Below are 21456 nucleotides of genomic sequence, written 5' to 3'. Positions count from 1 at the left end.
CTTCTCTCTACGAGGCGAAGCTGGGTATGGATTTGTTATTGAAGCGGCTAGGTCTTGCAGAGAAGCGGCATAGCCGGGTGTCGCAGCTGACTTCATCGGAAGCCCTCTGATTCCTTCGTCTTTAGCTCCAACAATGTTCGCCTCACATTCATTCTTATAGCACCCTTGGTATTTCCATTTCTAGTCTTCTACTTCAATATCGCTCAAATGAATAGCTCTTGTATGCTTTGTAGGATTCCAATTTACGTTCTTCATTGTAATGAGTGACCAAAGGAACAGTGGTACATAAGTTAGATTGAAGAAGTACAGGTACACATAGCTCCGGAAGATGCTTACTTTATTTTTCGAATCGAGAAACTGTGCGTATCCTACGTAAATGAATTGGAATAACAAGCATATTATCCAAACTTGCCAAGGAATCAAATGATGAGCATCTAATAAGTCGGTAGCAATGGACATGAATATAAAGAGACCTGTTATAGCACTTAAAACAATCTTGCCAGGATTAATAAGGTACATAAAACCATCAAAAGCTTTGAAGTCTAGCTTGCTAATGAATCTCCAAATTAATCTGTGAGCGTATTTAAAGCAAACATCCCAATGCCCTCTTGCCCATCGTAGACGTTGAATGCAGGAAGATTTGAAACTTTCCGGCTTCTCGTCGTACACGCGCGCAAAGTGACACCATTTAGCTGGTACACCTTCAAGCAAACACTGCATGGTAAACTCAAGGTCTTCCGTTAAGGAACGAGCGGTCCAACCGATGTTTTTGAATAGAGTCGTATCTACGCAGAACCCAGTTCCACCGATCGCGTTTCCTAAGCCTAATCTGGACTTAGCAAGCTGCCAAGAGCGGTTCATGAAAATGTAGCTTACGGAGTAACCTATTGTCACCCAGTTGTCATTTGGATTCTTAGAATCCAGGTAACATTGTATTAATTTATCACCGTTCAACAAGTGGTTATTCATTTCCCTTAAATAGTTCAACGAGACTAGGTTGTCGGCATCGAAGAAGGCGATGCCGTCAAAATCATCGATTAACCTATCTCCATACTGTTCAATTGCGTATTTGATTCCATAAGGTTTCCCCTTTTGTTCTCCTGGCAGGTATGTATGTTCAATAACTGTAGCACCAAGTTTTCTAGCGATTTCATTTGTTTTATCCTTACATCCATCAGCAATAACACACACTTCATAGAGCTCCTTCGGGTAGTCCATTTTATGAAGATTCTCTACAAGGTGTCCAATAACCGCTTCTTCGTTGTGCGCAGGAATCATGAGAAGAAATCTTTTCAAAGGCTCATATTCTTTCAGTCTCTTTGGTTTTCCAAAGCCGAAGAGACTGATGAGCATCCAATATGCCCAGAAGAACAATAGAAGGTATTGAATAAAGGTTAATCCAAGACTAAATACATACTCAAAATTCATTACTTGCTCCACCCTTTTTACTGAAATTTTTCTAGATGGTGATCCGGGAGCGCTGAAACGTCGGACAAGGTTAAAGGCTATTACATAGTATATATAGGTCTTATCTGCGTCAAGTAGACATTGAGAATATGAATGGACAAGGGTATAGAAAAAGGCAACCCCATTCGCCCCCGTGTGACGATGAGATTGCCTTGGCTGCCAATTAATCGAACTTGATCACGCCCGTGGTATGAAGCAGCACCAAAAATACGAGTACTGGCGCGATATAACGGAGCATGAACAGCCATACCCGGAACCAGCCGGCTTTCAGGCCAGCGGCATCTGCCGCCTTCTTCCAGAAGTATCCTGCAAAGATGGTGGTGATCAGACCACCGACCGGAAGCAGAATATTGGATGTGATGAAATCCAGCCAATCGAAGAAGTTTTTGCCGCCGATATCGGTAAGTCCAGGTACGATGCCGAATGACAACGCGGAGGGTAGACCAATCAGCATAACCAGCGCGCTAATGACGACTACGGATTTGGTGCGTCCCCAATGCCAGCGGTCCATGACATACGAGGTTGGGACCTCCAGCAGTGAGACGGAGGAGGTTAATGCAGCGATGGCTAGTAGAATGAAGAACAATCCCCCGAAAAAAGCACCCAGCGGCATGGCCGAGAAGGCGGCCGGCAAGGCAATGAAGACAAGTGATGGTCCTGCATTTGGCTCAATCCCGAAGGAAGCGGTTGTCGGGAATATAATGAGCCCGGCAATAAACGCATAAATCAGGTCGCCAGCGCCGATGGCAAGGGTAGCCGGACCCAGAGATTGCCGTTTATCGACATAAGCACCGTAGGTCAACAGAATCCCCATCCCCAGCGAGAGGGAGAAGAAGGCATGTCCCAGCGCGACCAGCGCCGCTTCCGGACTCAGCTTCGAGAAGTCAGGATTCAAGAAGAAGGATACGCCTGCGCCGGCCCCTGGCAAGGTTACCGCACGGATCATTAACACGATCAACAGGATGATCAGTCCCGGAATCAGAACCTTGTTGAATTTTTCAATCCCTCCGGAAATACCTTTAGCTACTACCCATCCTGTTATCGCAATAGCGACAATTTGCCATATAATCGGCATGTAGCCTTCCGTAAACGTCGTAAATTGACCACCGAAATCAGTATTGTTGTACAGATTGCCGCTAAACGACATGACGGCATAATGAAGCGTCCAGCCTGCCACAATGACATAGAAGGTCAGAATGAGAAACGGCGCAATAACCTGGAGCAATCCAAGATGCCCGAAGACTTTCGGTCCGCCCGCTTTAACGAAGGAAGTCGCGGCACTCCCGCGGCCAGCTCGTCCGATCGCAAGCTCCGCCAGCAGGACGGGCAAACCGATCACGATGAGACAGATGATGAAGAGCAGGAAGAAAGCTGCACCGCCGTGTTCTCCCGTAATGTACGGGAACTTCCACATGTTTCCGAGGCCGACAGAGCTCCCGATCGCGGCCAGAATGAATCCAGCAGAGGAAAAACGATCACTTTTCCCCGGTGAAGCTGGGTTGTTGAGCTGAGATTTCATAGATGTTCCCCCAGTTGATTAAAGTTAAGTTCCTCTATTATATTTCATGTTCTGCCAGAAAGGCATAAGTAATTTTTCCTAAGGGATAAGGACCTGCATGTTTATTATGCTGCGAATACAAAGTTTTCAATACTAACATTAACCACGATTTGTAAATAAATAAACCTTAAACATCAAGTTTAAGGAAATGAAGAGACTTTGGGTAGGGAAAAAATCACAAATGCACCTGATGGCAATGAAAGTTGGCAGGGGTTGACAAATATCTTAGATTATTATATCTTTAAATTAAGATAAATAACAAATCAAAATCATATGGAAAGAGGGATATCATGATCAAAAGCTTAACCCGGATTAATGAATTGGCTAAAAAACAGCGGGAGGGCGTGCTCACTGCTGCGGAGAAATCCGAGCAGCAAGTTTTGCGCACGGAATATCTGCGTGAAATCCGCGGCCAAGTGCTAAGCACCTTCTCGGGATTAAGCATCGTGGATCCCGACGGAAACGACGTGACACCTGAGAAACTTCGAAATGAGCAGAAGAAGCTGAGAGAAAATTGAGTAAGACATCCGAGTTTCGAATGACAGAACACGGATGTTGATTTTAGAAGTAACCAAAGGATGCGCTTTTAAGTGCCATAGCATTTCCATGTATCAAATATAACTAAGCGTTCGTCTCCCGTGAGTTCACTGAACTTGCGGGAGTTTTTTATGTACTCCGTTATAATACATACAGTATTTTGTAACCTTTTGAAAGTTCTGGCTATCTAATTATTGAATCCAACAATCATACATCCATTATGAGTTAAGATGAAGCTTGAAGGGAGGTAGGTTATTCCTTGGAAGTGCAGCAGGAGCAAGAATTAGAGGTTAAACTCGCCAAGAAGGGAAACCATGAAGCGTTTATCAAACTTATAAAGCCATTGGAACTGCAAATGTACAACATAGCGAAAGCCATTCTCCGACAAGATGAGGATTGTGCAGATGCCATGCAGGAATCCATATTGAAAGCATACAAGTCACTCCCGAGTTTAAGACACGCGCCTTTCTTTAAAACATGGTTGTTTCGCATCCTGATCAATGAGTGCAACATGATCCTCCGTAAAAAAAGCCATGTGGTCCCTTTGCTCAACCTAGATCAAGCCGAACATGTTACACCCAGCCTTGATGTCAATATCGATTTGCGAGATGCAGTATACCGGTTGGAGGAAGTGTCCCGCACCATCATTATTTTGCATTACTTTCGTGATTTGCCTTTACGGCAGATTGCAGAAATGCTCGATTTGAATGAAGGTGCGGTTAAGACGCGTCTCCACAGGGCCAGGATCACGCTATCGGAATGGCTGGCTAATCACAGGGAAAGGAAGGTTAACGTATGAAATATGACCTTAATCATGAACTTGAACAGGCTAAGGATGAAATAGAGGAGGCTCAGGAGTTGCCGGAGGCAATCCGCATGCGTCTTAATAGTACCTATCAAATTTTAGAAAACAATCCTCCCGTTCAGAAGAAGCGGCGTTTGACGGGTCTATTGATGGGTGTTGTGGCGTCGGTACTTTTGATTATCGGATCGGGCTTCATCTCCCCGGTAATGGCCGAGGCATTGAAAAATATACCGATTATAGGAAGCATCTTCTTAAATGGCGGGGATGAGGGTCTAAAAACAGCTAGTCGGCAGGGTATGACGATGGATATTGATCAGAGTGTCACCCATGATGGGACTACGATGAGCGTATCCGAACTGATGTATGACGGAAGTCGCATTTCAATGGTACTGACCCGGACGACAAGGGATGGTAAGAATGAATCTTTTGGTCAATTGGGGAGCAAGGCCAGTCAGCAAGGGGAAGTGAACGGGATTCGATTCTATGCGGATGGGGAGGAACTGGGTAATTTCGGTTACAGCATTTCTAGAGTAGGGGATGGTGCTCCGAATTCGGACATCGTGACCTTGTCGCCGGAAGGATTGCCTGACGAGTTTGCATTGGAGGTCGTTATTCGAGACATAAGCGTCTCGGAGCCGTTTATATTCAACATTCCGGTCAAAAACAGTGCGGCGGATCGTACAGTCCTGAAGTCGGATAAACTTAAAGTGCATGACAATATCCATATGGACATTAGTAGTTTTACAATAACCCCGGCCACAATGCAAATGATAGTAAGCATTACCGGTAAGCCAGGCCAGGACCTTAAGGAGTTCATTCAGTCCGTTCCTAGCCAATATAAAGTGGATGAATTTATCAATATTGAATACGAGGTGATAAATGAGAAGGGGGAAATAGCCAAATCCATTGGTGCGATGGGCAGCGGCTCCGGCAGCACTCTTAAATTCACGTACATGTATGAGCCGTTCCCAACCAAGCCGAAGTCGATTACCATTAGACCCTATGTACAGAATTCGGGAGATAAAATATATATACCGGAACTTGAATTCCATTTGCTTGTAGAAGAATAAGCACGTCATATTGGCAAGCTTGCATGAAAAAAGAGCGAGTTGTGGACGGTGGCAGCATGGCTGTCCAATCCTACTCGCTCTTTGCGCTAACATAATCAAATGCAAGCTCCTCTATCCAAACCGCTCCGTCTTGTACCACTTGGACTCCCTGCCCGTAATCTTGTCCACGATCATGGAGTAGAAGGCCTTAACGGATATGACGAGGAACAGCTGGGCGTAGGTGAAGTACGAAACGCAGGATAGAATGAAGTTGCGTGTGTTGCTTTGGCCGATGTCCGTTGCAAGTGCCAGGTTAATCTGCAGGACGTAGATGTAATACATTAAGGCCCAGGCAATAATGAGATACATATAGACATCGCCCTCGAACCTGAAGGGAGAGACGACGGCCGGATTAAACAGCGCGATGATCTGATATACGATATTGGTCACAAATATAATATCCGAGATGATAATGGCAATCATAAACCAGAAGTAACTGGCTGCGTAATACAGCACATGCAGCTTAATCCGCCAGCTTGTCCGGTCAAACAGATGATGAATATTATCCGTGACAACGCTGTAGTTGCCTTTGGCCCAGCGTTCGCGCTGCTTCATGTATACCTTCAGGTCCTCGGGCTCCTGCTGATAAGCTTCGGCTTGCGGAGCCAGCGCAATAAGCTGGCCTCTCGTCAGGATCTCGAACGAAATCGCGGTATCTTCCGTGATCGCTTGTTCATCCCATCCGCCGATGTCCTGAATGAGCGCGGTTTTCACGATAAAGTTCGTGCCGGGAATGGTACCCAGCTTAAACAGCTGCCATAACCCGGTATGATGCACGCGCTGAATGGTTACCAGCTCCAGATTGATACAGCGGGACAGAAAATTCTGTCCGCGGTTCCGAGCCTTGTTGCGGCCAAAGACAGCCCCGTAGCGTTCAGGCTGCTCCATTGCCTTCTGCGTCAGGAACAACAGTGCGTTTTTCTCAGGTGCGGCATCCGCGTCGTAGACACAGATCCATTCGCCTGTTGCCTGCTTGAGCGCATCGTTCAGGGCGCCCGATTTGCCGCCGGTTCCGGATCTCTCCAGAATAAGAAAGTCGCGGTCCCGGTAACGTTCATTGGCTTTCAGCGCCCTTAAGCGCTCGGCCGTATGATCCTTGCAATTGTCAGCGATGACAATCACCTGCATTTTGTGATGCGGGTAATTCATCTGCAGAATGTGCTCTACCGTTGCCTGGATGACCAATTCCTCGTTATGCGCGGGCACCATGACCGTCACGGTTGGAAATTTCTCCAGATTGCTCGGATTCACCAGCTTCTGCCGGTTTTGTTTATGAATGAACACGATGGCCCCGGCCATGATAATGATCGATTCCAGCACGGCAATCCATATACTGATGATGGTAATGACCAGGAAAAAGTCAGTCACTGAACCTCCCCCGATCATATTTTCGTTTGACTTTTGAACGGAAGCTTAAGGTGGCCATCGTCAGAATAATGATGGCTATGGAGAACACGATGCTGACCCCGATGCACAGAGGGATAAACCAGCTGGTATACGACAACGGCCGCAAGCCTCCTTTTGATGGATGATGGTAACTTAACTTGGTTAAATATATTCCCCGATGAGGTCGGTTTCGGTATTCCGTTCTAATGCAGAGATGACGGCATCGATATTTTCGTATCGGCTGAATTGCTCCTTCTGGAACACGAGGCCGCCGGCGCGGACCACAAGCTTGAGGGACATGCCCTTCTTATCCCGGAAGGGGACGTTCATCATGGCGACTTTGATGCGCTCCATAAGGCTTTTGAGATATTCCGGCTTGGTGAGCGGGCACAGAATGATAAAGCGTCCTTCACCAATGGAGAATTTATAGTCCTCATAACGAATCTGCTTCTGTATCGTGCTCGACAGTTCCATAATTAGCTTGGCAAAACGGTGTGATCCGACTGACTCCCTGGTCAGGGGGAGAAAATCGAGCTTAAACATCATGATGCAGAAGCTGTACTGATCCGAATAGCGATTGGCCAGATTGGCTTGTTTCACCAGCGTATCTGCGAATGCATCCTTGCTGCCAAGGGAGGTGTCGATGTCGATATCCGGGTTGGTTTTCCTCAGCTGCTCGAGACGCCTTATGAACCTTCGGCTTCGAACTAGAGCCAGCTTGATGAAGATGGCAATGGCGGTATTGGCCGGAAGCAGCAGTATCCAGGATAGGGTGAGCGCATTGACCGGGGCTAGCGTGGACAACCATACGAAGTAAGTGACCAGATACACAAAAACGGCAACCGTCGAAACGCCTACCGGAAGAAAGAAACCGATCAATAAGGCGGCCAGTGTACCGACGCTGAACAGGAATTCCGTGAAAGTAAAACTTTGATTTACATAGATGTTCCAGAATATGAACAACTGCTGGACCATAGCAAGAGCAATCAGCAGAAAATAACCGAGTTCGACGCGACGTAAAGGGGTGGATTTTTTCATGTTTTACCTACTTTCTAAACGCTTAAACCTTTTATCGCTGTAGTTGGGCCATTCCATATGTTATTTAAAAATTACCCAAATGTCGATAGATTTATCGAACGTTGACATAATCTACATATTGGATACCGAATTTAATGTCCATTGACCCTGGAATTCTCCTTTCAACTGACCCTTCCGGGGATCAGGGGATATGGGGTAGAGTAGAGAATAACGTCTTCATAAGGTCACAGGCGGTAACGCCCATTTGTCTTATCAGTGGTGTAGCTTTCATGCCGAAAATATACAGAATAAGAAGGTGTGCCTGATGTTATTGGATCAAATCTATACCGAATACAAGCCGATGATGTTCGGCCTGGCCTACCGGATGCTGGGGAGTGCGGCGGATGCGGAGGATATCGTGCAGGATGTTTTTTCCCAATTCGTGCAGATGGATCGGGGAGAAGTACGGAACGAGAAGGCGTATTTGGCCAAAATGACAACGAACCGCTGCATCAACCTGTTGAAATCGTCCAGACGCCAGCGCGAAACGTATACCGGTCCCTGGCTGCCGGAGCCGATGCCGGACTATGACATGCTGACGCGGTCCGATCCTGCGGAACGCCGCGAAACGATTGGTTATGCCTACCTGGTGCTGCTTCAACGGTTAACGCCGCTGGAACGTGCCATTTATATCGCTAAGGATACGCTGGGGCTTGAATATCCGATCATAGCGGAGATGCTTGGAAAGACGGAGATCAGCTGTCGCAAGACCTTCAGCCGTGCCAAGCAGAAAATGGGGCAGGCCACGGAGAGGCCTAAGGGAGAAAACGCCCGGACGGAAACACAGGAACGCTTTGTTGAAGCATTCCTGCGGGCGTCCGATATGGGGAATTTTAAGCCGCTGCTGTCTTTCCTGAAGGAAGAGGTTACGCTGCTATCGGATGGGGGCGGCAAAGCGAAGGCAGCCATCAATCCGATATTGGGCGTTGAGCGGGTACGTGCATTCTTCGAGGGATTATCTGCCAAAGGCTCGTTTCTCGAAGGGTTTGAGCCTGTCTCCGTAAACGGAGAGCCTGGCTTGTTACTGAAGCGGGACGGCAGGGTCTCCATGGTGCTGACGGTAGAGTGGGAACCCGATCTATCCCGCATCCGTCAGATTTTTCTTGTGGTGAATCCGGATAAATTACAGCTGTTTAATCAAAACAGCCCGGGAACAGCCCTGTAGCGACGCCGATCCGGTTCCAGGCATTGATCGTTGTGATCGCCATGACCAGATCGACGAATTGCTTCTCGTCAAAATGCTTGCGCACGCGTTCATATACCTCTGCAGGAACGCCGGCCTCGGACAGCTTGGTCACGCACTCCGTCAATTCGATGACGGCCCGTTCTTCGTCGGAATATATCGGGACCTCCCGCCACATCGGCAGAAGGAGGAGGCGGTTTACGCTTTCGCCCATGGAGAGCAGATCCTTGGAATGCATATCCACGCAGAAAGAGCAGCCGTTGATCTGGGATGCCCGGAGCTTAATGATTTCGTACAGCTTGTGATCGAGTCCGCTTTTTTGGGCCGCTTGCTCCAGGGCAAGCAGCGTTTTGAAGGCTTCGGGATTGGCCGATCGGTAATTCATTCGAAGTTCCATGTTCAGTTCCCCTTTACGGTATGATGGTTGATGTTCACCCATATGACATTCTGCCGGGCAGAATTGTGACATGTTCTAATGGAAAAAAGAAAGAAACCCTTAAAAGGTGGAGAACGAAAGCCCGAAAAAGGAACGGCGATTCTTGGCAGAAGCGCCGTCCCGGGTAACGTTCATGTACATCCAGAGGGTTTCTTTGTCGTTTATAACGCTTTATATGTTATTTTCCGGTCTTAAGCGGAACGCGAAGGACATCGTCTCGCTTATGAGTGGTATAGTTCGAAATGTACACCTCGAGCTCGGTCTTGTCGAAATTCTTATACACGTCTATATGTTTGTTGTTGTCATCGCCGAGCAGGCCGATCATGGCCGGCATTCCATAGCTCCGGTCTTTGCCGTCAAGATAATAGGTTTGGTTGACGCCGCCGAATGTCGGATCGGAGCTTAAGGATTCTACGTAGAGATTGTTGTCCTTCAGGTAATAGGTCCATGTAATCGGATAACCTGCAATGCTGGACGTTAAGCTTTGATGTTCAGCCGAAATGCCGGTCAAGCGGATTGGATTCTTGTCTCCGGCATATTCATCGACGCGGTGTTTGGCGATCAGAGACACCGGTTGGTTCGCCAGGGAGGCCGCATGAAGTCCGGTCATTTCAAAGCGCAGCTCCGTCTTGCCCGATTGGCCGGGAACATGCCAGATGCCTCCGCTTAACAGCGTCCCGCCTACATCCAGTTGGTAGTCCATGTAAGGAACACGAGTATATTTCTCTTCATGGGTCAGGATCAGCCGGACTTGGGTTGGCGTAACGATCATTTCATGGATCTTCGTCCCGCCAGGTACCTGATCTACAGGGATATTCAGCGCTTCCTTAAATGTTCCATTGTCCATTTGTTTCTTTGACAGGGCCGTATTTAAGCTCCAAGTACCCTCTGCGGTTTCAAGCGTGCGATCGTAAGCAAGCTGGAAACCAGTGCCTTCTGCACGCAAAAGGTCTGACTTGAATATTTGCTGACTTAAATATTCTCCGGAGGCTCCCGGGGTTCCAAAGACGGAAGGCCGGGTTTCCTTGATGATCTCTTTATTGTCATTGACGGCTTCCACTCGTACCCAGCTTCTGCTCTTCATCCCAGGATCCGTAAACGTAATGGCCGATCGGAGCAGTACCTCGCCTTCGGCTTGCTCGAAAGACTGCAGGGTCACGCTGTCAATGCCATCCTTTTGAATGGGGAATACCTGCGTATTCGGATCTTGAGGGTCGTAGTTGATGGACTGTTTTCCATCGCCGGTAAAACGGATATTCTCCATCAAAAACTCGACATCCGCCATCTGGCCTTCAGCGACCCAATCGGTTTCAAAATACCCCTGGAATACGCCTAGCTCCTCATTCCACTGATGGGAATAACGGCCCTCGATGGAATGACCCTCCTTATCTTTAAGCCCAATATGATCAAAGGCTACTTGTTCGCTAGCTCGTGTTGAGCCTGGATCCAGACTGTAGAGCAGGAACGTCCGGTTCTCATCGATAAACGCCGTGTGCACCGTTAAGGTGATGCCGTCCCTCGTAACGGATTGTTCAATCGTCTGGCCAAGCCCCTGCTCCAATGCGGACTGGATCCCGGCCCTGTAAGATAGAAGATTGGACCAATCATAGTTCAGGGCTGCATAGACCGGCGTTGCCATCAAGGCGACGGATATCCCCGTGATGATCGCAATCCGTTTTCGTCTGCGCGGACGAAGCGGAACCGATTCACCCCCGGCAACCTTCAATTCGTTCTGCTGGATGCTGCTCCACATGCGGTCAAAATCAGGATAAGACACGTTATTCGCTGTTTTCATCTGGTCCTTCAGATTGTTCTCAAAACGTTCCAAATTGTTTCTCTCCCTTCAGCCCAAAGCCGTTATTCTGTTCGAGCTTTTTTCGCATGATTTTCAATGCTTTGTGAAGCCTTGATTTAACCGTCCCGACGGGAATTTTCAGCGTTTCGGCGATTTCCGCCATCGACAGCTCACCGATATAGCGGAGTGTGACAACGGCCATCAGCTTGTCCGGAAGCTGCCGCAGCAGTTTCTCCCATTCCGCCGCCGCTGCTTTTTCCAATACGATGGTGTCTACGGATTTAACCGATGCCGTGGTCTGCTCGTGGAGCCACTCGACCTGGCTTTGCTTGTCTCGCTGGGTCTGATTCCTTCTAAGCAGGTTCAGGCAGTGATTCATCGCGATGCGCATGATCCAGGCACGTGTATGCTCAACGCTTCTCCAATCCTGACGAAATACGGTGACAAATACGTCGTGGCAGAGATCTTCCGCATCCTGCGCGTTCCGCAGCATGTAGTAGCAGGTACGGTACACATCCTTGTTGTAAGTATCGAATAACTCGCGTTCCGTCAATCCAAGGCACTCCTTTCTTTGCGTTATGTCTAATAAACAAATGACCCTTGGAAAGGGTTCATCTTTTTTTGCTGCCGTCATGCAGCGAAGGTCTGAGTCCGTCTCCGTAACGGTTAATTGATTTCATTCTAACAAAAAAGAACATCTGCTCACCGTATAAAACGAAGGGCAGATGTTCTATGGATATCTGTAAAATTAGAAGCTGCTGACAGGCTCAATTGGAGCCTAACGATTAGGCACTTGCTTATAGAGGGTTATCGCTTTGGCTTAAGCTATGCGGAACCAGCTGATTTGCACTTCGCCTTTCATGATGAGGAAGACGTCAGCCCGTCCTGTTAACCCCGTCAGTTCGGCCTGGACTGTCGTCCAGGCTTGGCGCCCTCCGGTAGGCAGAACCTTGCAGCATCCGGCTGTGGGGCCATCCGGGCTGCCGGTCGTAATGACGATTTCGCCGCCCTTAATATGCCCGCTCACCCTGGCCCCGAACGTTGCCGGGGAATCGCCGAGATCCGTGTCATGGAAAGCGATCCATCCTGTTTCGCCGGTTAAACGAATGCTTTCGCCGCCTTCTTTGCATTCATCCAGGAAAACCTCCTGGTAGTCGTCATAATTCACCGCTCGAACAGGCTCTCGCAGCGTGCGTGGAGGGATCGTCTCACCTTCGACTTGAAGGACTGCGGTGACCGGCAGCTGGCCGGAGGACGATCCAGCCATAAGTGTATAGGTCCCCTTTTCAACGCAGTAGCGATCCCGGGTGACATCCCAGAACGCGAGATCCTCCGCTTTGAGCTCAAAGCTTACCGTTTCCGAAGCGCCTGGGGACAAATGGATGCGACGGAAGCCTTTCAACGTTTTGAGAGGACGGATGACGCGGGAGGAATCAGCCTTCACATACAACTGAACCACCTCATCTCCGGCTAGCTGGCTCTCATTCCTCACGGTAACGGTGACGATGACGCTGCCATCGGCGGTGATTTCCGGTTGGCTTAGCGACAGACCGCTGTATTGGAAACGGGAATAGCTGAGACCATGACCGAACGGGTACAGCACATCCCCGTCGAAATATTGATAGGTCCGTTTCCCTTTGATGATGTCGTAATCCATGAGGTCCGGAAGCTGTTCGATTGACTTATACCACGTCATGTTTAAGCGGCCGCCCGGATTGTAATCTCCGTACAGAACGTCGGCAACCGCATGGCCCAGCTCCTGCCCGGCGTGAGACGTAAAGAGGATGGAGGGCACATGCTCCTGTTCCCAGTTCACGGCGAACGGATATCCGCCTACGATGACAACCACCGTATTGGGATTAGCTTCGTAAACCGCCTGAACCAAGGCTTGCTGAGCAGGCGGAAGGGTGATGTCGGGACGATCGATCGTTTCCTTTCCGTTAATGAACGGACTGTTTCCCACGAAGACCATGGCGGTTTCAGCCGATGCTGCCGCAACGACGGCTTCAGCGATGCCGTCCTGAGCCGTTTCGATGGCAATTGGCGTTCCCACATCTTCGCTGCCGCCTACCACAAGGCGTCCGTGCTCATCAAGTAGGATCGGTTTGCCTTCCCAATTCTTCATCATAAAGCTTCCATCCGGTAACGCCTCAAAGCTGAAAGCCTCTTTCACGAACCAGCCGCGAGCCTCGTCAGCCGTTGCGTGCAGTCCCGTCTCGGTTTCGGTTACGAATTTGCCGCTGCCAACAAGGCGGAGCGTCACGGAGCCCCAGCCCCAGTCGTTCCGCTCGAACACCGCTGCTCCGGACGGCTCTGCCGTGCTTGCAAGCAGCCCGCCATTCTCTTTGGGAGATAGGGCGACATATTGGCCGCTAACAGAAGAACGAAGACGGACCTGGTCTAATCCCGTATGAAAATGGACGCTGCGGTCCCCCATTTTCTCCTGCACGCCCTGAAGCGGCGTAATCCGGTATGGAGGCGTGCCGCTGTACCAATCCGTAAATGCTTCGTTAGCCAGGGGCCCGATGACAGCAGCGGATTTCAACTGATCACGCTTAAGGGGCAGCAATCCATCGTTTTTCAGGAGCACGATCGATTCCCGGGCGGCACGCAGCGATAATTTGGCATGCTCGGGCGCGCAGAGCTTCGTCTCCGGCACATGGCTGTACGGATTCCGTTCTTCCGGATCGAATTCGCCGAGACGGAACCGGACACGGAAGGAATTGCGGAGGGCGTGATCGAGATCCTGCTCTTCCAATAATCCTTGCTCCAATGCGTCACGGAGAGCACGGAAGGAGATGTCCTGGTCGTCGGTAATGCTGTCGATTCCGGCTTTGACAGAGCCGGCCACGGCCTCTGCATAGGAAGAGACATAATGATGGTCCATGACGGTGCCGAGAACGTCACCGGCGTCTCCTACCACGAATCCGTCCATGCCCCATTCCTGTTTGACGATGTCGTTCACTTCATGGTTCAGGTTGCACGGCGTGCCGTTGATGCCGTTATACGCGGTCATCATGGAACCGGCTTTCCCTTCCCGGAACGGTGTCTCGAAAGCCTTCAGATAATACTCGCGTTTGTTTCTCGGATCGATGCTTACCGAGGCGCTGCCGCGGTCAACTTCGTTGTTATTGCCGTAGAAGTGCTTCAGGGTAGCTACCGTTTTGTAGTAGAAGGGATGGTCTCCCTGCATGCCCTTCACAAGTCCGGTGGAGAGTTCCCCGGTCAGGTGCGGGTCTTCTCCGTAGGCTTCTTCCGTTCGTCCCCAGCGAGGGTCGCGTTCCAGATCCACCGTGGGCGCCCAGATGGTCAGTCCGTTGATGGCCCGGTCGCGCTGGTAATAGACGCGGGCTTCCTCCGCGATGACCGATCCGATCTCCTGCATCAGCTCGGGATTCCAGGTGCACGCAAGCCCGGTATTTTGCGGGAACACGGTCGCTTCGCCAAGCCAAGCCACGCCGTGCGCGCCTTCGGTGCCATGCTTATATTTTTGCACGCCGAGGCGGGGAATTTCCGCCTGGTATTGGCACATTAACTCGATTTTCTCGTCCAAGGTCAATCGGGATAAAAGATCGTTAACCCGTTCTTCCAGCGGAAGATCCGGATTCTGGAATGGATATTTCATGAGCAAAACCTCATTTCTAAACATAGTTGGAATGGAAACGCTCTCAGTTATACATGCGATAAGTTCATGCTTCTCTTAAGCCAGTTTGTTCAATTCCATCATAGCGTGCAAAGCGGAGCCGTAATACACCGAGAATTAGCGCAATTTTCATGTGAAAATTTCGATTCCTTCGGATAACTGATTTGATGACCTCATCGCCTCAGTGCCTCAGCCGGTAATCTGGTGTTTGATGATTGGGAAGGGCTCCAGGAAGCTGGAGGATGAACGGGTTGCTGGGGATCTCCCTGTACCTTGTGTAACTCAGTTATTAGATCAAGCGTTAAATTAATGAATGAAAGAGAGGAGTGATTTTATTCCAAGAGCAAAGAAATTCATAATTGCAATAGCAGTGGTGCTCTTAGCAGCTGCTATGGGGATTATCTATTACTCGGTTCGATTGCCTTCTACAAGCGTCATTGCCCATTCTACTAAAATAGAAAGGATCTCTTTTCTATACCTGAAAGGAACTAACATGACACCTTACCTTATCGAATTCGAAGATCAAAATGCAGAGCTTAATCAATGGATGAGCATTTTAGACTCCGTTTCGTATACGAGATCGCCGAGAGCGTTTTTTAGCAAAAACATAAGAAATGATGGTGGGCCTACGTTTGCATTCATTATTTTTTACCGTGATCGTGATGGAGAAATCAATGATTATTTTTTGGATATAAATCAAAAAGGTTATGTTCTAAGGGGAGGGAAGAAAATATATAAAATGGTTGATCGGGAAGCGGAGGTTTTTGATCAACTATCCACATGGCTTTTTGAAAAAGCTGTTAGAATGCCTGTAACTTAGAAGCTGAAAGAAATGAACCACTAAAATGAACGCAGGAAATATGAAACCTCTCCGATGAAAGGGATGCTTAAGCGCCTTTCGTTTCTTCGTGAGAGGTTTCTTCTTTTTTGTCCGTTTACATTCGGCAAATCTCTTTGGGGCAGTCCTCGCAGTGGCAAATATTCCGTAAATAGTCGGGATCAATGAGAACGATGCGTCCCCGTTCGGTAGAAATCACGCCAAGATCCTTAAGCTCATTCAATATCCGGTTAACGCTTTCACGGGTGGAACCAATCATCTCCGCCATTTCCAAATTCGTAATCCGCTTGCCAATGATGGCGCGTGTTTCCTTGTTTGTCCCGCTCGTGCCGTACATATTGTACAGTCGCAGCAGCAGTGAGCACAGGGCGCCGGATTTACCATGCAGCAGCAGATCGCGTAATTTACTCTGCGTGGTGCGTTGCATGAGTGCCATCCAGCCCATATATTCCATGGCAAAGTCCCCGTTGGTTCGGATGACTTTATCCAGTTCGCTCTGCGGCACAATTCCGACTTCACTATCCTCCAAGGCTTTGGCTTCGAATTGGTGAACGGCTCGTCCGAACGGATTGGGTTCACCGAACAGATCGCCGGGGATGTGAAGCGATAAGGTGGCAGACAATCCGCCTTCCAGCAGCTTGGATACCTTCAAGCTTCCACGGTTTACAAAGTACAGCCGATCCGCAGGATCGTTCTCCTGGTATAGATAATCGCCGGCAAACAAACGGACAGGCTCGGCCATTTCCCGGATCAGAGCGAGATGCGGTTGTGAATAGACGGAGGAAGTGCCCGCTGGAAACAGCCCTCCATCCCACGCATCGGACCTTGCAGTTCGATTCTGTTTCATACGATCTTCTCCTTCCATAAGGTTATTCGGCAAGTTGATAATCGCCATTGGTCAGCTTAAATGCATGGGTCAGACCTGAGGTGAGATGGATCTGATGGTCGGTGGTGACGAAAATAGCTTCGGCATCGTCGCGGCTCTCGACGAACTGCCGCCCTTCCGTTAGTCCAAGCGAGAAGACGGAAGTCGACATCGCGTCGGCGTCCATGGACGTGTCGGTCACAATCGTTACGCTGAGCAGGTCATTATCGACCGGATAACCGGTGAAGGGGCTCAGAATATGGTGATACACCTTCCCTTCTGCTTCGAAGAAGCGCTCGTACACGCCGGAGGTTACGATTGTCTTATTGACGACCTTCAGTGTTCCCAGATGCTGCCCGCGCTTTTCTCCGGGATCCTGGATGCCGATATTCCACGGTGAACCGTTCGGTTTCGAGCCCATGGCAAGGATATTGCCCCCAAGGTCGATGATGGCCGAATGAAAATCCTGCTGCTGCAAATAATCCGCGATGACGTCCGCTGCATATCCTTTGGCGATGGCCCCCAGATCCAGCGACATTCCTTCTTTCTTCAGCAGAATGGCATGGGATGCAGGATTCAAAATGACATCCTTGTAGTTCATTCGCTTCATGGCAGCATCCAGCTCATCCTCTTCCGGCACAGCGGGGTGTTCACCGCCAATGCCCCAGAGGTCGACAAGCGGGCCTACGGTCGGTTCGAAATGTCCGCCGGAAGCTGCCGCATAATCGATGGCGGTTTGGACAACCTTGAAGGTTTCCTCGGATACGCTCACTTCGGACTTGCCCGCCGCTTGATTGACCCGATCAATCTCGCTGTCCGCCAGCTGCCGGTTCATGCGTTGGTCGATCCGATCCAGCAGTGCGCCTACCTCATCGAAATGCTGGGACGTCATCCGTTCATCGTAAACGCGGAGACTTACAATGGTATCGAATATAAAGTAACGTTCGGTTGCCGGTTCGTTGCTGGCGGCTACCTTCTGATCTGCTGTGGTTGTGCAGCCAATCGATCCCGTCATCAACAGGGTGAGCATGATCAACAGGCTGCTGTAGGAAAGAAGCTTCCTATACATGACAGTGCCTCCTCTTTTCAGTTCTGGTGCTGTTCTCAATCGAGTTTCGATGATCTCAGCGTATCAGACCCTTCCCTTGCTGAATGTGAGAAAAATCATTTCTGGCACTTGGTGCAGCCCTGATAATGAAGATAAGCAAAGCGAAGTGGAGAGATGCTGATGAAACGCGGAGATATTGGAATAGCGCTCGTGCTGATAGCGGTTGTCGCCTGGTTTGGAATTTCAAAGTTTATGGGAGAAGACGGAGCGGCGCAGGGAAACTATGCCATGATCGAGGTGAATGGAAAGCATTATGATACGGTGGCGCTTACGGAAGAGCCCCGAGATATAGAAATCCGGACAGAACGGGGATATAACCTCTTGAGGGTCTCCCGCGAGGGGATCGAGATGGTGGAGTCGGATTGTCCGGATCAGCTCTGCATTGGGTTCGGTCACGTTCACGATGTTCATGGCACCATAGTATGTTTGCCCAATCGGGTGTTTGTAGAAGTGACTGGAGATCAAGTTGAAGGAAGTGAGCCGGATGCCGTTGTCTCCTGATCCCCATGCACTCCGCAAGCTGGTCGTAATCGCCATCTGCGCTTCCTTATCGGTGGTGCTTGGCATTGTGGAAGCCCTGATTCCATTTGCGGTCACGATACCCGGTGCCAAGCTGGGACTTGGCAATATTTTGGTGCTGACCTGTCTAGTCTGCCTAGGGGGCAGAGATGCCCTGTGGCTTATTGTTTTAAAGACATTGCTGACTGCCTTTATACTGGGAAGCTTTTCGACCTTTCTGTTCAGTATGTTCGGCGCGCTGGCGAGTTTTTTGGTGATGTATGTCATGCTTAGGCTCGGGGGCCATAATTTCAGTTTAACCGGCGTGAGTATCGCAGGTGGCATTGCTCATAATATTGGCCAATTAACGGCAGCTTCGCTGGTATTGGGAACAACCAAAATTTATTATTACTTGCCATTTTTGCTCGGGGCGGGTGTCGTGACGGGGATCTTTGTGGGATGGGCTGCAAAACATCTGATCGAATCCCTGCGACGTATCGATCCGTTTGGCATGTTTCACACGGAAAGTTAAGGAGGAGGCGTTAGGCATGGTGGACATAACCGATAAGTCAGAGCACGCGGTCCAACTCAAGCATGTATATTACGGACAGGGCTGTACGAACGTGCTCAAAGACGTCTCGCTGGCGATCCCCCATGGGCAATGGGTATGCATCGCCGGAAGGAACGGGGCAGGCAAGTCCACGCTGATTCGCCTGTTAAACGGACTTCTCCTCATGAGTCGGGGACGGATTCTTATTGATGGGCTGGAATTGAACGGCCGTACGCTGGGTGAAATTCGCCGTCATATTGGCATGGTGTTTGCCAATCCTGACGATCAGTTTGTTGGCCTCACCGTAGAGGATGATATTGCGTTTGGCCTGGAAAATCTGTGTCTGAGCCGGGAAGAGATGCTGCAGCGGATTCGGACCTATGCGGAGCGGCTGGATATCGTCCATCTGCTCCACCGCCATCCGGCTACTTTGTCCGGCGGACAGAAGCAACGCGCTGCCATTGCTGCCGTGCTGGCGATGGAGCCTTCTATCATTGTCTTGGACGAGGCAGCTTCCATGCTGGACGAGAAGGCTAAGAATGAGCTGCTGGGTTTCATGCGAACCATGCATGCCGAAGGCCGATATACCATCATCTCCATCACCCATGACGTAGAGGAGATGGCCGAAGCAGACCGGATGATCGTGTTGGATGGCGGAATGGTCACGGCAGACGGAAGTCCAAGTGAGCTGCTGCTGCAGGAAGAACTGCTCCAGCATTGCAGGCTAAAGGTTCCTTTTGCCCTCCAGCTATGCAGGGAGCTGAAGGCGCGGGGGATTGATATCGGCGAGCTGGTTAGGGAGAAGGAGGTGCTGGAGGCGTTATGGTCATATCATTCGAAGAGGTTTCTTACCGCTACCGGGACCGGGGGATGAGCCCTATTCTTGGACTCGACGGTCTTCATCTGGAGCTGGAGGAAGGCGGAATGATTGCCTTCCTCGGTGCGCCGGGTTCGGGAAAATCAACGCTTCTCCAGCATATGAACGGATTGATACGGGCAGATGAGGGCTTGATTCGCATATTGGATTTCCGCCTTGAATCGGGTGACAGCAAGAAAGTCTCTGCCGGTCTGCGGCAGCGCGTCGGCCTGGTGTTCCAATACCCGGAGCAGCAGCTGTTTGAAGAGACGGTGGAGAAAGATCTGCTGTTCGGGCCGCTTAACTTCGGGCGGAGTCCAGCCGAAGCTGCCGAGGCGGTCCGCAGAGCGGCTTCCTTCGTCGGATTAGACGAGGAGCTGCTGGCGCAGAGTCCATTCAAGTTAAGCTCGGGCCAGATGCGAAAAGCGGCCGTGGCTGCCGTATTGGCGGCTGACCCCGACATTTTGGCTTTGGATGAGCCTACGGCCTCCCTCGACCCTGCCAGCCGTGAGGATTTGATGGGGCGGCTGCATGGATTAACGAGGACCCAAGGCAAGACGGTTCTCATCGTCACCCACCGGCTGGAAGAAGTCGTGGCCTACGCGGACGAGTTCGTTGTAATTAAAGATGGCAGCGTCGTATTTCAAGGAACGGCCAAAGAGTTGGTACACCGGCAAGAAGTGCTGGAGCAGGCGGGACTGATGGCTCCGTCGTCCGTGCGGATGGCGGGCAAGCTGGCAGCTCAGCTTGGAGTACAGCCTCCGGAGATGCCACCGGATGCGGCGGCGCTGGCGGATTGGTACGCAAGCCAGCTTGAAATATAGGGCAGGACGAAGCAGAGGCGAAAGGAGGAAGCATGGATGAAGCGAAAAATCATCCTGGGCCGATATATGGAAGGTGATTCATGGGTTCACCGTCTGGATCCGCGTGCCAAGACGGCTGCCATGCCGCTCTTTATGGTAGCCGTGTTCCTGGTAGACGGATATATGGGGGTGCTCGCGTTGCTGCTGTTCACTGCGGCGGTGATCCGGGCTACGAGAATCCCGTACCGTTATTTCATTAGAGCCATGAAGCCGCTGATGTTCCTAATATTGTTCATCCTGGTATTTCATCTTCTCTATGACGCGGGAGGCGGGAAACTACTGGATGTGGGCGCGTTCAAGGTGTATACCGGCGGATTGGAAAAAGGCATCGTGTCCGCCTCACGGATGGGACTCTTCATCATGTTGGCGGCGGTGCTGACCTTCACGACCCAGCCAGAGCAGCTGGCTCAGGGGCTCGGCAGCCTTCTGCGGCCCCTGACCTATATCGGCGTGCCGACCGATCGGCTGGTGCTGATGCTCGGCATTGCCCTCCGGTTTATTCCGACCATTTTCGAAGAGGCGGAGCGGCTGTGGAAGGCACAGCAGTCCAGGGGACTGGACCTGTCGTCGCGGTCGCTGAAGGAGAAGGCGCGGCTGATCATTGCCCTGCTGGTGCCTGTAACGACAGGTGCGTTCCGGCGCGCCATCGGGCTTGCCGATTCCATGGAAGCCAGAGGCTACCGGCTGGGTGCGCCGCGAAGCAGGTTCAGGGCCTTTGTATGGAAGCGGGCGGACACGCTGTTTGTCGCCTTGTTCCTGCTGCCCGTGGCCGCAGCCGCGCTGCTGTAGTTTGTGGCTTGAAGAAAATCAAAACCGCAGTCAGTCCTTAAGGGCTGACTGCGGTTTATTTTACTCGAATTTGATAAAACACCGTTCCATATA

The 21456-nt window shown here is 50.4% G+C and carries 21 protein-coding genes; 10 read left to right on the top strand and 11 right to left on the bottom strand.

The window, feature by feature from the left end; all coding sequences use genetic code 11:
• Nucleotides 1-180: 180 nt before the first annotated feature.
• The gene (locus tag PLA01S_RS21690; RefSeq protein WP_127593994.1) at nucleotides 181-1428 is read right to left on the bottom strand and encodes a glycosyltransferase family 2 protein; all 1248 of its coding nucleotides are present in this window, start codon (nucleotides 1426-1428) and stop codon (nucleotides 181-183) included.
• 202 nt (nucleotides 1429-1630) lie between these two features.
• Nucleotides 1631-2986, bottom strand: coding sequence for a sodium-dependent transporter (locus PLA01S_RS21685; RefSeq protein ID WP_100539792.1), 1356 nt, complete (start codon nucleotides 2984-2986; stop codon nucleotides 1631-1633).
• A 329-nt stretch (nucleotides 2987-3315) separates the two neighbouring features.
• On the opposite strand from PLA01S_RS21685, the gene PLA01S_RS21680 reads away from it, so the two are divergent.
• The 3 genes from PLA01S_RS21680 to PLA01S_RS21670 all read left to right on the top strand — a co-directional run bounded on the left by PLA01S_RS21680 (nucleotide 3316) and on the right by PLA01S_RS21670 (nucleotide 5437).
• Complete coding sequence (locus PLA01S_RS21680; RefSeq protein WP_127593993.1) at nucleotides 3316-3543, top strand: DUF896 domain-containing protein; 228 nt, start codon at nucleotides 3316-3318, stop codon at nucleotides 3541-3543.
• A 278-nt stretch (nucleotides 3544-3821) separates the two neighbouring features.
• Nucleotides 3822-4361, top strand: coding sequence for a sigma-70 family RNA polymerase sigma factor (locus PLA01S_RS21675; RefSeq protein WP_371860450.1), 540 nt, complete (start codon nucleotides 3822-3824; stop codon nucleotides 4359-4361).
• Complete coding sequence (locus tag PLA01S_RS21670) at nucleotides 4358-5437, top strand: DUF4179 domain-containing protein (protein WP_127593992.1); 1080 nt, start codon at nucleotides 4358-4360, stop codon at nucleotides 5435-5437. Before PLA01S_RS21675 ends, PLA01S_RS21670 begins: the two co-directional genes overlap by 4 nt.
• A 111-nt stretch (nucleotides 5438-5548) precedes the next feature.
• Here PLA01S_RS21670 and PLA01S_RS21665 read toward each other — a convergent pair whose 3' ends face one another.
• The 3 genes from PLA01S_RS21665 to PLA01S_RS21660 are packed head-to-tail and all read right to left on the bottom strand — an operon-like array spanning nucleotide 5549 to nucleotide 7900.
• Nucleotides 5549-6844 (bottom strand): glycosyltransferase family 2 protein, encoded by a 1296-nt coding sequence (locus PLA01S_RS21665; RefSeq protein WP_127593991.1) that lies wholly within the window; start codon nucleotides 6842-6844, stop codon nucleotides 5549-5551.
• On the bottom strand, nucleotides 6837-6980 hold the full coding sequence (locus tag PLA01S_RS32080) for a hypothetical protein (protein ID WP_164817488.1): 144 nt from the start codon (nucleotides 6978-6980) through the stop codon (nucleotides 6837-6839). Before PLA01S_RS32080 ends, PLA01S_RS21665 begins: the two co-directional genes overlap by 8 nt.
• Before the next feature lie 44 nt (nucleotides 6981-7024).
• A complete protein-coding gene (locus tag PLA01S_RS21660) occupies nucleotides 7025-7900 on the bottom strand; it encodes a GGDEF domain-containing protein (protein ID WP_127593990.1) in 876 nt (291 codons plus the stop codon).
• Between the two features lie 304 nt (nucleotides 7901-8204).
• Here PLA01S_RS21660 and PLA01S_RS21655 point away from each other — a divergent pair, with 304 nt between their 5' ends.
• Nucleotides 8205-9104, top strand: coding sequence for a sigma-70 family RNA polymerase sigma factor (locus PLA01S_RS21655; RefSeq protein WP_127593989.1), 900 nt, complete (start codon nucleotides 8205-8207; stop codon nucleotides 9102-9104).
• Here the strand turns inward: PLA01S_RS21655 and PLA01S_RS21650 are convergent.
• The 4 genes from PLA01S_RS21650 to PLA01S_RS21635 form a co-directional block, all read right to left on the bottom strand.
• The gene (locus PLA01S_RS21650; RefSeq protein WP_127593988.1) at nucleotides 9073-9519 is read right to left on the bottom strand and encodes a carboxymuconolactone decarboxylase family protein; all 447 of its coding nucleotides are present in this window, start codon (nucleotides 9517-9519) and stop codon (nucleotides 9073-9075) included. The genes PLA01S_RS21655 and PLA01S_RS21650 overlap by 32 nt on opposite strands.
• 217 nt (nucleotides 9520-9736) lie before the next feature.
• Nucleotides 9737-11386 carry a DUF4179 domain-containing protein gene (locus PLA01S_RS21645; RefSeq protein ID WP_127593987.1) on the bottom strand — a complete coding sequence of 550 codons (1650 nt, stop codon included), beginning with the start codon at nucleotides 11384-11386 and terminating at the stop codon, nucleotides 9737-9739.
• On the bottom strand, nucleotides 11373-11906 hold the full coding sequence (locus PLA01S_RS21640; protein WP_127593986.1) for an RNA polymerase sigma factor: 534 nt from the start codon (nucleotides 11904-11906) through the stop codon (nucleotides 11373-11375). Before PLA01S_RS21640 ends, PLA01S_RS21645 begins: the two co-directional genes overlap by 14 nt.
• Nucleotides 11907-12173: 267 nt before the next feature.
• Nucleotides 12174-14978 carry a glycoside hydrolase family 3 protein gene (locus PLA01S_RS21635; protein WP_127593985.1) on the bottom strand — a complete coding sequence of 935 codons (2805 nt, stop codon included), beginning with the start codon at nucleotides 14976-14978 and terminating at the stop codon, nucleotides 12174-12176.
• Nucleotides 14979-15309: 331 nt separating this feature from the next.
• Between PLA01S_RS21635 and PLA01S_RS21630 the strand changes: the two genes are divergently transcribed.
• Nucleotides 15310-15816, top strand: a complete 507-nt coding sequence (locus PLA01S_RS21630; RefSeq protein ID WP_127593984.1) for a hypothetical protein — start codon at nucleotides 15310-15312, stop codon at nucleotides 15814-15816.
• Between the two features lie 115 nt (nucleotides 15817-15931).
• Here the strand turns inward: PLA01S_RS21630 and PLA01S_RS21625 are convergent, their stop codons facing one another.
• Both PLA01S_RS21625 and PLA01S_RS21620 read right to left on the bottom strand, forming a co-directional pair.
• Nucleotides 15932-16681, bottom strand: coding sequence for a Crp/Fnr family transcriptional regulator (locus PLA01S_RS21625; protein WP_127593983.1), 750 nt, complete (start codon nucleotides 16679-16681; stop codon nucleotides 15932-15934).
• A gap of 22 nt (nucleotides 16682-16703) precedes the next feature.
• Nucleotides 16704-17768 carry an FAD:protein FMN transferase gene (locus tag PLA01S_RS21620; RefSeq protein ID WP_127593982.1) on the bottom strand — a complete coding sequence of 355 codons (1065 nt, stop codon included), beginning with the start codon at nucleotides 17766-17768 and terminating at the stop codon, nucleotides 16704-16706.
• Nucleotides 17769-17921: 153 nt separating this feature from the next.
• Here PLA01S_RS21620 and PLA01S_RS21615 point away from each other — a divergent pair, with 153 nt between their 5' ends.
• The 5 genes from PLA01S_RS21615 to PLA01S_RS21595 are packed head-to-tail and all read left to right on the top strand — an operon-like array spanning nucleotide 17922 to nucleotide 21363.
• Complete coding sequence (locus PLA01S_RS21615) at nucleotides 17922-18308, top strand: NusG domain II-containing protein (RefSeq protein ID WP_246059746.1); 387 nt, start codon at nucleotides 17922-17924, stop codon at nucleotides 18306-18308.
• Entirely contained in the window at nucleotides 18292-18837 is a 546-nt protein-coding gene (locus tag PLA01S_RS21610; RefSeq protein ID WP_098741549.1) for a Gx transporter family protein, read from the top strand. The genes PLA01S_RS21615 and PLA01S_RS21610 overlap by 17 nt, the downstream gene beginning before the upstream one ends.
• A 16-nt stretch (nucleotides 18838-18853) precedes the next feature.
• Nucleotides 18854-19729, top strand: coding sequence for an energy-coupling factor transporter ATPase (locus PLA01S_RS21605; RefSeq protein ID WP_127593980.1), 876 nt, complete (start codon nucleotides 18854-18856; stop codon nucleotides 19727-19729).
• A complete protein-coding gene (locus PLA01S_RS21600) occupies nucleotides 19678-20535 on the top strand; it encodes an ATP-binding cassette domain-containing protein (RefSeq protein ID WP_127593979.1) in 858 nt (285 codons plus the stop codon). Before PLA01S_RS21605 ends, PLA01S_RS21600 begins: the two co-directional genes overlap by 52 nt.
• Nucleotides 20536-20571: 36 nt before the next feature.
• Nucleotides 20572-21363, top strand: a complete 792-nt coding sequence (locus PLA01S_RS21595) for an energy-coupling factor transporter transmembrane component T family protein (RefSeq protein WP_127593978.1) — start codon at nucleotides 20572-20574, stop codon at nucleotides 21361-21363.
• Nucleotides 21364-21456: the final 93 nt, after the last annotated feature.

The organism is Paenibacillus lautus NBRC 15380 (assembly GCF_004000945.1).
GTDB classification, from domain to species: Bacteria; Bacillota; Bacilli; order Paenibacillales; family Paenibacillaceae; genus Paenibacillus_AQ; species Paenibacillus_AQ lautus.
Note: the sequence above shows the minus strand (reverse complement) of the source record. Positions and strands in the feature narration are given on the sequence as shown.